Annotated in this window: 8 protein-coding genes; 2 read left to right on the forward strand and 6 right to left on the reverse strand. The window is 62.4% G+C overall.

The annotated features are described in order from the left end of the window. Together aroC and ACYVDE_RS08510 are read left to right on the forward strand one after the other, a co-directional pair. Positions 1–673: chorismate synthase (gene aroC / locus ACYVDE_RS08505; RefSeq protein ID WP_460501066.1), on the forward strand; the 673-nt coding region annotated here is incomplete at its 5' end. A gap of 148 nt (positions 674–821) precedes the next feature. Then, positions 822–1,424 carry a NifU family protein gene (locus ACYVDE_RS08510; protein WP_460501067.1) on the forward strand — a complete coding sequence of 201 codons (603 nt, stop codon included), beginning with the start codon at positions 822–824 and terminating at the stop codon, positions 1,422–1,424. 74 nt (positions 1,425–1,498) lie between these two features. Here ACYVDE_RS08510 and ACYVDE_RS08515 read toward each other — a convergent pair whose 3' ends face one another. From ACYVDE_RS08515 to secDF, 6 genes are all read right to left on the reverse strand, one after another. Further along, complete coding sequence (locus tag ACYVDE_RS08515; protein ID WP_460501068.1) at positions 1,499–2,419, reverse strand: DUF5777 family beta-barrel protein; 921 nt, start codon at positions 2,417–2,419, stop codon at positions 1,499–1,501. A 40-nt stretch (positions 2,420–2,459) separates the two neighbouring features. Next, positions 2,460–3,047, reverse strand: coding sequence for a YceI family protein (locus ACYVDE_RS08520; protein WP_460501069.1), 588 nt, complete (start codon positions 3,045–3,047; stop codon positions 2,460–2,462). A 49-nt stretch (positions 3,048–3,096) separates the two neighbouring features. Beyond that, entirely contained in the window at positions 3,097–3,438 is a 342-nt protein-coding gene (locus ACYVDE_RS08525; protein WP_460501070.1) for a c-type cytochrome, read from the reverse strand. Between the two features lie 153 nt (positions 3,439–3,591). After that, on the reverse strand, positions 3,592–4,242 hold the full coding sequence (locus tag ACYVDE_RS08530) for a porin family protein (protein ID WP_460501071.1): 651 nt from the start codon (positions 4,240–4,242) through the stop codon (positions 3,592–3,594). Positions 4,243–5,200: 958 nt separating this feature from the next. Then, on the reverse strand, positions 5,201–5,812 hold the full coding sequence (locus ACYVDE_RS08535; RefSeq protein WP_460501072.1) for an RNA polymerase sigma factor: 612 nt from the start codon (positions 5,810–5,812) through the stop codon (positions 5,201–5,203). A 287-nt stretch (positions 5,813–6,099) separates the two neighbouring features. After that, positions 6,100–9,108: a protein translocase subunit SecD/SecF gene (gene secDF / locus ACYVDE_RS08540; RefSeq protein WP_460501073.1), complete on the reverse strand. Its 3,009-nt coding sequence runs from the start codon at positions 9,106–9,108 to the stop codon at positions 6,100–6,102. Between the last annotated feature and the right edge of the window lie 249 nt (positions 9,109–9,357).

The raw sequence follows: 9,357 nt of genomic DNA on the forward strand, positions 1-9,357 counted from the left end.
CGGCGCCGTGGCCGCGAAAGTGCTGGCGCACTTCGGCATCGGAACGGCCGCCTACGTGTCGGCCGTGGGTGAGGTAGAGTTGCCGCTGGGCTACGAAGAGCTGGATTTGAGCCTCATCGACAGCAACCCGGTGCGCTGCCCGCACCCCGCAACCGCCGCGCTGATGGAGGCGCGCATTCGGGCTGCCCAGGCCGCGCACGATACGGTGGGCGGCGTGATTACGGGCGTAGCGCGCCACGTGCCGGCGGGCCTGGGTGAGCCCGTTTTCGACAAGCTGCCCGCCTTGCTGGGGCACGCTATGCTCAGCATCAATGCCGTGAAGGGGTTCGAGTTCGGTTCGGGCTTCGAAGGCACGAAGCTGCCCGGCTCGGTGCATAACGACGAGTTTTATACCGATGAGGCCGGGGCCGTGCGCACCCGCACCAACCACAGCGGCGGTAGCCAGGGCGGCATCAGCAACGGGCAGGATATTTACTTCCGCGTCGCGTTCAAGCCGGTGGCCACGCTGCTGCAGCCCCAGCAAACCATCAACGACCAGGGCGAAAGCATCACGCTGGTGGGCCGCGGCCGCCACGATGCCTGCGTGCTGCCCCGCGCCGTGCCCATCGTGGAGGCCATGACGCAGCTGGTACTGGCCGACCTGCTGCTGCGCGCCCGAGCCAACCAGTTGTAGCGTGAGTCGGCGTTACTATGTGCCACAAAACCAATGTAGGTACATTTGCAACCTCCGCGGCCCCGTCGCGGTTGTATCTTTGCCGGCCCCAAAGGTCGCGCTGTCGCAGCCTCCGGCCACTCACAATCAGTAACTAACCGCCAATAATATGTCTGCTGTTTCCATTTATGCCGAAGCTTCTCCCAATCCGGAGAGCATGAAGTTCGTCCTCAACCAGAACCTGCTGGTGGATGGCGTGAGCGTCGATTACCCCAACCTCGAAGCCGCTGCCAACTCGCCGCTGGCGCAGGAGCTGTTCGGGTTCGACTACGTGGGCCGCGTGTTCATCGCCCAGAACTTCGTGACCGTGACCAAAACCCAGCCCGAGCTGGCCTGGACGCAGATTATTCCGGAGCTGCGCCAGTTCCTGAAGAGCTACGTAGAGGCTGGTGGCCCGCTGTTCACCGTCGACCCCGCCGCCGAGCAGAAAGCTGCCCAAGCCGCCACCGCCGGCGACCCCACCCAGCAGGAAGGCCAGATTGCCCAGAAGGTTATCGACCTGCTCGATAACTATGTGCGCCCCGCCGTGGAGCAGGACGGCGGCAACATCACCTTCAAAAGCTACCACGAAGGCATCGTGACCGTGAACCTGCAAGGCTCGTGCTCGGGCTGCCCCTCGGCAACCGTCACGCTGAAATCGGGCATCGAAAACCTGCTCAAGCGCATGGTGCCCGAGGTGCAAAGCGTAGTGGCCGAAGGTATTACGGTGTAATGAGTGTTGAGTGTTAAATGAAAAATGTCCGCCTGATGATTCAAGCGGACATTTTTCATTTAACACTCAACACTTTATTTCAGCTGCGATTTAACCGTGAAATTGCGCGCTACGGTGAAGCCGAAATAGATGTCGCCGTTGAAGAAATTGCCGGTGGTTTGGGGTACGAAAAACTTCTCCGACATGCCTTTGGCGTTGGTGAAATGCAGCTGGAACACGTGGCCGCCGGTTTCAATGTCGAAGCCCACGCCGAGGGCGTTGCGGTAGTTATCGGCCACATAGCCGGGCATGAGGTAGAAATAATCGGCCGTGAGGGCCACGCGCTTGGTGAGTTTCTGGCGCAGGCCCGCGCCGAGGGCGTACACGTCGTTCTGCATGCCGGCCAGCGGCGTGTAGTTGCGGTGAATGAGCGTGGGCATTAGCTGCAGCGAGAACCCCGGGCTGAATTTGCGCGCAATGAGCACCTGGTAAGCGTAGTCGATGCGCGAGGCCGTGCTGCGCTCGGGCACGTTGGCGGCCTGGTTGAACCGGAGCGTGGTGATGGCCGACGACGCGAACAGCGTGACCGATACCGGCATGGCGCGCGCGCCGCTGGTTTGCTGCAAAGCCTTGTATTTCACGAAGCCATCGAAGGTTTTTTCGATGTTGGTGCGGCCTACGCCCACAGCCAGCCGGTTGGTGAGGCCGTACTCGAAGCTCAGGCGCAACACGGCCTGGTCGAGCCCGAAAAACTCGTAGGCCCCGCTGTTGAGCGTGCCGAAGCGGTGCTGGATGAGGAAGGCCAGCGTGCCCGCGCCGGGCGTTTCGACCGACTGCGCGTTGATGATGTGCGTGCCCTTGAAAGTGGCCGCTACCACCTCGCGGCGGGTCGAGTCGGCGGTTTGCTTTTCGAGCTCGCCCAGCAAATCGGTCTGGGCGTGGGCGGCCGGGGCATTGGCGCCGGCGGCTACCATCGTGCCGGCGACGAGAATCAGCGAGCGTAGAGAAAGGAACATAAGCAGGAACGGAAATAGCGGGTAAAAAAACCGGGCAGCCTTAGCGGCCAGCGGCCGGAGCTATGCCCACGGCCCCTGCCGCCGGCGCACACGCCAGCTCGACGTGCACGCTGATAACCTTGGCGATGTTGTTGCGCACGAGTAGCGGAATCTCAATGTTGTAATCGGCCGAAGCCACCGGGAACGTGGCCTGGGCCAGTAGCTGCCCGCCGCGCAGCTCCACCGTAGCCGGCACCCGAATGCGGTGCGTCACGCCGTGCAGCGTCAGGTCGCCCTCCACCTGAGCCGGGTGGGCGCCCGCCGTGGCCAGCTGGCCAGCATCAAACCCCACGAAACGGCCGCTGAATGTGGCCTTGGGAAATTTGTCCGACTCCATGTAGTTCTCATTGAAGTGCTCCTGCATCAGCGTGCGCTTGAACACAAAGCCCTTGATAGGCACGCTGAAAGCCAGCTGGCCGGTGCCGAAATCGAGCATGGCCGCCACCTGCTGGTTGCGGGCCTCGATGTCCTCAATCGGGCTGGACGAAAAAAAGCTCACCAGGCCGGTTTTGGTGATGTAGCGGCCTTGGGCGTGGGTAGCGCCTACGCCGTACAGCAGAAGGAACAAGAGCAGAAATAGGTGTTTCATAGCGAAGAGCGGAGGGTGGATGGGACGGCTGAGGCGATGGTTGCCGCCGCTACTGGGGCTTGCCCAGCGCGTACCAGGCTTCGAGGCGCTGGATGTCGCAGTCCGAGAGCTTGCCGCCATCCTGGGGCATGAAGGGGTGGTTGGGCTCGTGGCGCACGCTGCCCAGCAGGCTGGCCTGCGGGAAGTTACTGAGATTGGCGTAGGTGCTGAAATCGATGCTACCGCCCTGCGTGGGTGCCACGGTGCTACCGTGGCAGCGCAGGCAATTGGCCGCCACGATGGGCGCAATCACGTCCTTGTAAGTAATGGTTTCGTGGGCCACGTCGCAGGCCGGGGCCGGGTCGCCGTGCGAGTAGGTGCAGCCAGTTGCTGTGCCAAGCAAAGCCAGCACAATGCGCAACAGGGCCAACCGCCGGGGCGTAGGGGGGCAGTTTGAGGTAGTCGTTGTCATCATAAAAAGGAAGAATCAGCAGGCAGAGAAATTCCATTCAGGGCCCGCACGGGGCGCTGGTAGAGGTTGGCCGGAAGGGAGTGGAGGCAGGGCCTAAAAGCCGTATTTCAACCCAAAAAACACCCCACCGCTGAGTAGCTTTACTTTGCCCGCGCCCACGCCCGCCAGGGGGAGTTTGGCATATGGCTCGGCTTGCAGGCGCCAGTGCGTGCCCAGGCTGTACTCGTAGCCGGCCGAGAGGTTGAGGACGCTGAACAGGTGGCGGTTCGCATTCACCAGACCGGGCATTTCCCAGTTTTTGGTCGTGCCGCTTTCCTCGTAATCGTAGCTGTAGTTTTCGCGCTGCATAAAAAACGACGACAAGCCCGCCGAGCCAAACCAGCGGCCGTGGCCCTGCACCACGGCGTCGTAGCGCAGGTTTAGGGGCACGTCGAGGACGGTGCACGCGCCTTCTACCCAGCTAAAATCGCGGGTCTGGGCCCGGGGATAGCTGGTCCAGTCGTAGTCTTCGCGGCGGGCGTAATACTCTTTAGTTGAGTGTTGCAGGCCGGTGGCCACGCGCCAGCGCTGGCCCAGGCGGTACTCCAACGTCAGGCCCACATTGAGGCGCGGCGCCTGCACGTCGGCAAACTTCACGGTGCTCACATCAGGCGCCGCCACCACGCCCACAAACAGGCGCGGCTGCCGCACCACAGTTGGCAGCGGCAGGCTGGGGCTGGCAACCAGCGTTAGCGCGGCAGGCAACGGCGCAACGGCGGGCCGGTCAGCTTCTGCTACTACTGGGGTGATGGGAGCGAAGCCACTCTCGGCACTACGTGGCGATGTCGAGGCAGGAGCTTCGGCGCCCAATTGCCGAGCCGTAGGGGGCATTTCAATTGCACCGGCACTGTGCGAGGCAGCATCTGCAACCACTGCCTCGCCGGCTGCTCGGGCGGGAGCGGCCGTTGCGCCATCCGCAGTACGGGCGGATTTATCAGTGCTTAAGGCAGCAGCGGCAGCATCAAACTGTTTCGTATGTTCGCTTGCCGCCAGTGCAAGCGGCGAATCAGCCGCAGGTGGCACTTGCCGGGCGGCAGTTGTGCCTAAAGAATAGCGGCTGGCTTCAACAGACGCAGTAGCTATAACGGCATTGGCTTTCGTTGTAGCGAGTTGATGCTCTGTGGGGTAAGGCTGGGAGCGTGGCAGGACGCGCGGATGTGCCGCCAGGGCGCCGGCCAGCGGCAGCCGCTGTGCGCTTGCAGGCCGTGTGCTCGTTGGCACCGCAGCATAAGCTGCTGTCGCTGCCTGGGCTGGCGCATTGGGTGCCAAGGCAGCGGTGCCTGCCAGATGTGGCGTGGCCGAAATGGAACGTGCAATTGCGGGGCGGCTAACCGCCGTTGCCGGAGCAATAGCGGTAACTGTCGTAGACGGCTGGCGCTCCCCATCAGATGCCTTGGGCATCGAGCCAGCTGCCGAAGTCACCGTCTGCGCTTGAATAGCGATGGAAGACGTTTCGGCTTTCGGCCACAGCGACCAGCCCAGGCCTACCAGTGCCACCACAGCCACTTCGGCCGCAAAAAACTGCCACAGCCGGCGGCGCACGGCCCGGTCAATCACGGCCTGGTCGAGCTGGGACTCCAGCTTCAACCAGCCGTCGAGCGGAAAGGGCGTGGGCTCGGGCTCGGCGGGGTCGAGGCGGCGAAACGCGTTATCAATATCGTTATCAGACCACATAGCGGATTTTCTCTAGCATCGAACACTGGGCCAGCATGTTGCGCAAATGGGCCCGCGCTTTAAATAAGTTGGATTTGGAAGTGCCTTCCGAAATGTGCAGCTGCGCGGCAATTTCCTCGTGGCTGAAGCCGTCAATTACGCTCAGGTTGAACACCGTGCGGTAGGCGGGGGGCAGGCGCTGCACCAGGGCCAGCAGCTCGTCGTAGCTCAGGGCGTCGAGCGGGGTGGCGTCGGGCGTGGCCTGGTTCAGGGTGGCGTCGTCGAGCTCCTGCTGGTGCTGGTGGCGCTCGTTGGCGCGGTAGTGGTCGATGGCCGTGTGCACCATGACGCGCTTGAGCCAGCCCCGGAACGAGCCCAGCACATCGTCGGGGTGGCGGCTGGCGTCGAAGCGGCCGAGGTCGCGGAATACTTTCAGGAAGCCGTCGTTGGCGGCTTCCATGGCCTGGTCGCGGTCGCGGGCGTAGCGCTGGCACACGCTCATGGCCAAGCCGTGGAACTGGGCGTAGAGGCGGCGCTGTGCTACCCGCTCCTGCCGGCGGCAGGCCGCCAGCAGCTCGGCAAACCGGGCAGATGCAGAATCAGGTGGGGAGAGGTGCAGCATAGTGCAGCGTAAAGGCAGGCCGGGCAACGGCTTCTGTTCACCACTCGGAAGATACCCAAAAAGGGTTGCTTCCCTCACTGTCTGAACCGCAGATTTAACGGATTAAACGGATTTCGCAGATTCAACTGGCCGCCGCATCTACTGGACCCGGCGAGAGGATGTAGCGCAACAAAAAAGGCCGCCCAGCGGGCGGCCTTTTTTGTTGCAGAATAGAACGGACACAAACCCTGATTCTGTCGGCTGACGCCCGAATCTGCGAAATCCGTTTAATTCATTGAATCTGTGGTCTAGACGGTGGCCTGGCTCAGCTTGGGGGCGTCGCCGGGGGTGTTGGTCACTTCTTCGCCGCGGGCGAGGCGCTCGCGCTCCTCTTTCTTGCCGTAGGTGTCGAGGATAATCGGGGTGGCGATGAACAGCGACGAGTACGTGCCGAAAATCACACCGATAATCATGGCAAACGAGAACGAACGCAGGGTTTCGCCACCGAAGATGTACATCACGAGCACTACCAGGAATACGGTGGTGAACGTAATCATCGTGCGCGAGAAGGTCGAGTTCAGGGCCGGGTTCACCACCTGGGCGAAGGTCAGCTTGGGGTTCTCGCGCAGGTACTCGCGGATACGGTCGTAGATAACCACCGTGTCGTTCATCGAGAAGCCGATAACCGTGAGCAGGGCAGCTACGAAAATCTGGTCCATCTCGTAGTTCAGGCCAAACAGGCGGGCAATCGGGAAGGCGGCAATCACGAGCAGCGCATCGTGGAACAGCGCGACCACGGCGGCCATCGAGTACTGCCAGCGCTCGAAGCGGAACAGTACGTAGATGAAGATGCCCAGCAGCGTGAGGCCCAGCGAGAGCACCGAGGTGCGCTTGATGTCGTCGGCAATGGTGGCACCCACTTTCGAGGTCGACTTGATAACCGGGGCATCGGCGCTGTACTGCTGCAGGCCCTTGTTGAGGGCGGCCACTACTTTGGCATCGGCGGCGGGGCTTTCGTCTTCGGCCAGGTAGCCGGTGGTGATGCGCAGGCGGTCGGGCGAGCCGTACTGCTTCACTTCGAGGCCGGCGCCTTCAAACACGGGGCGCAGCTTATCGCCTACCGCCGAGGCCTCCATGGTCTTGTTGAAATCGACCACGTAGGCGCGGCCGCCTTTGAAGTCTACACCCAGGTTGGGGCCGTGCTGGTAGGCCATCAGGCCGAAACCCACGAGGATGAACGCGGCCGAGAAGGTGTAGGCCAGCTTGCGCTTGCCTACGATGTCGAAGTTCAGGTTCTTGAACAGGTTGCGCGAAACCGCCGTGCTGAAGGTCATCGGGTGGTTCTCGTTGCCCTTCACCATCCACTCGATGATGAGGCGCGACACGAACACAGCCGACAGGAACGAAGTCAGTACGCCGATGCCGAGCGTGATGGCGAAGTTCTGCACCGGGCCGGTGCCGAAGAAGCCCAGAATCACGGCGATGAGCATGGTGGTCACGTTCGAGTCGAAGATGGCCGAGAAGGCGCGCGAGTAGCCTTTGTTGATGGCGTCCATCAGGCCCAGGCCGTGGTCGAGTTCCTCACGAATACGCTCGAAAATCAGTACGTTGGCATCTACCGACGTGCCCATTACCAGAATCAGACCGGCGATGCCGGGCAGGGTGAGGGCGGTGCCGAACTGGGCGAGTACCCCCAGAATCAGGAAGATATTGAAGAGCAGGGCGATGTCGGCCACGATGCCGGCGCGGCCATAGTAGAAGGCCATAAACAGCATGATAATCACCACACCGGCCAGCGACGAGTACAGGCCCTGGTTGATGGCTTCCTGACCCAGCGAGGGGCCCACTACGGCTTCTTCCACGATGCGGGTAGGAGCGGGGAGCTTACCGGCTTTCAGCTGGTTGGCCAAATCCTGGGTGTCTTCGATGGCGAAGCTGCCCGTGATGCTGGTGTTGCCACCCGTGATTTCGCCCTGTACCACCGGCGCCGAGCACACGTAGTCGTCGAGTACCATGGCCACCTGCTTGCCGATGTTGTTGGCCGTCATTTTAGCCCACTTGCGCGAGCCGGCGGGCGTCATGCTCATCGTTACTTCGGGCTGGCCGTTCTGGCCGATGTCGGCGCGGGCGTCGTTCACCACTTCGCCGCTCAGGGGCGGAATGCCGTCGCGGGTTTTGCGCACGGGCACCAGCTCCAGGTACTCCTGCTTGTCGATGGTGGTCGGCTTCAGGTTCCAGAGCAGGGCCAGGGTCGAGGGCAGGGTGGCTTTGGCTTCGGGCGAGCGCAGGATGGTGTTCATGCGGGCCGTGTCGCGCAGGTTCACGCCCAGGCGGCCGGGCATGGTGAAGAGCTTGGCCAGCACGCCGCCCTGGTTGGCTGTGGTAGCCGAGTCGGCGGCGCCTTTGCCACCACCGGGCATTGTCTTCTTCTTGGCCAGCTGGGCGGCCAGCGAGGTCGTGTCGCCTTTGGCGGCAGCAGCGGCGGCCGTGGTGTCGGCCATGTTCACGGTGGCTACGGGGCCGGCTTTGGCAGCGGCATCCTTGGCTTGCAGCTGCTTGTCGAGGGCTACCAGGTAGGGGCCGATTTCGTTCTGGTTCCATACTTCCCAGAACTCCAGCTTGGCCTGGCCTTGCAGCAGCTTGCGCACGCGGTCGGGGTTGTCTACGCCGGGCAGCTCAATCTGGAGGCGGCCGGTGCCTTTCACGCGCTGAATGCTGGGCTGGTTCACGCCGAACTTGTCGACGCGGGTGCGCAGGATGTTGAACGAGCGGTCGATGGCTTCTTCCACTTCCTTGTCGATGGCCGACAGCACCTTCTCGTTGCTCGAGTTGATGGTGATGTTGCGGCTCTTGTTGGTCGAGTTGGCGAAGATGCGGGCCAGCGGCTGGCCGTTCGACGTCTGCTGGTAGGCCTGGGCAAACAGCGTGGTGAAGGGCGTGGTGGGGGCGGCCTTCTGGGCTTCCTGGGCTTGCTCCAGGGCCTTATTGAAGGCGGCATCCTTGCTGTTACCGCTCATGGCGCGCACAATTTCCACCGGCGATACTTCCAGCGTCACGTGCATGCCGCCTTTCAGGTCGAGGCCGAGGCCGAGCTCGCTCTGGCGCACTTCGCGGTAGGTGAAGGGGCCGTACACGGGGGCGCGCCACACCGAGTCGAGGTAGTGCTGGCGAGCGGTTTCGTTGAGCTTGCCGTTGCGGGTGGCGTAGGCCACCGCCTTCTGCTGCACCCCGCGCGAGACGTAGGTGAAGAAGAGAAAATACGCACACAACGCCGTAACGACGAGCGTGAGCGCAATGATTAGTCCTTTGTTACGCATTATTTAGAAGGGTTGAGTTTTGAATGTTGAGGGTTGAATTCCCCAGGTTGAAGTGGAGAATGAGCAAAGCGGAAAAAGAAAGGGCCAAGGGTTGAATAGAAGCCATCCGCCACCTGGCAAACAGTCACTCAACCCTCAACCCTTAAAAATCAACCCTTCACTAGGGGGCCTGCGGCGACAGGGCCACGGCCAGCAGCCGCGCCCGAAACACTGCGCCCATCCGGATGCCCGCCCGCAGGCGCGGCACGG

Source organism: Hymenobacter agri (assembly GCF_054778495.1).

What these genes read in the sequence shown, in the direction of transcription:
- ACYVDE_RS08515 (WP_460501068.1), bottom strand. Translation starts at nt 2,419, where the DNA reads ATGTTCCTTTCTCTACGCTCGCTGATTCTCGTCGCCGGCACGATGGTA.
- secDF (WP_460501073.1), bottom strand. Translation starts at nt 9,108, where the DNA reads ATGCGTAACAAAGGACTAATCATTGCGCTCACGCTCGTCGTTACGGCG.
- ACYVDE_RS08535 (WP_460501072.1), bottom strand. Translation starts at nt 5,812, where the DNA reads ATGCTGCACCTCTCCCCACCTGATTCTGCATCTGCCCGGTTTGCCGAG.
- ACYVDE_RS08510 (WP_460501067.1), top strand. Translation starts at nt 822, where the DNA reads ATGTCTGCTGTTTCCATTTATGCCGAAGCTTCTCCCAATCCGGAGAGC.
- ACYVDE_RS08520 (WP_460501069.1), bottom strand. Translation starts at nt 3,047, where the DNA reads ATGAAACACCTATTTCTGCTCTTGTTCCTTCTGCTGTACGGCGTAGGC.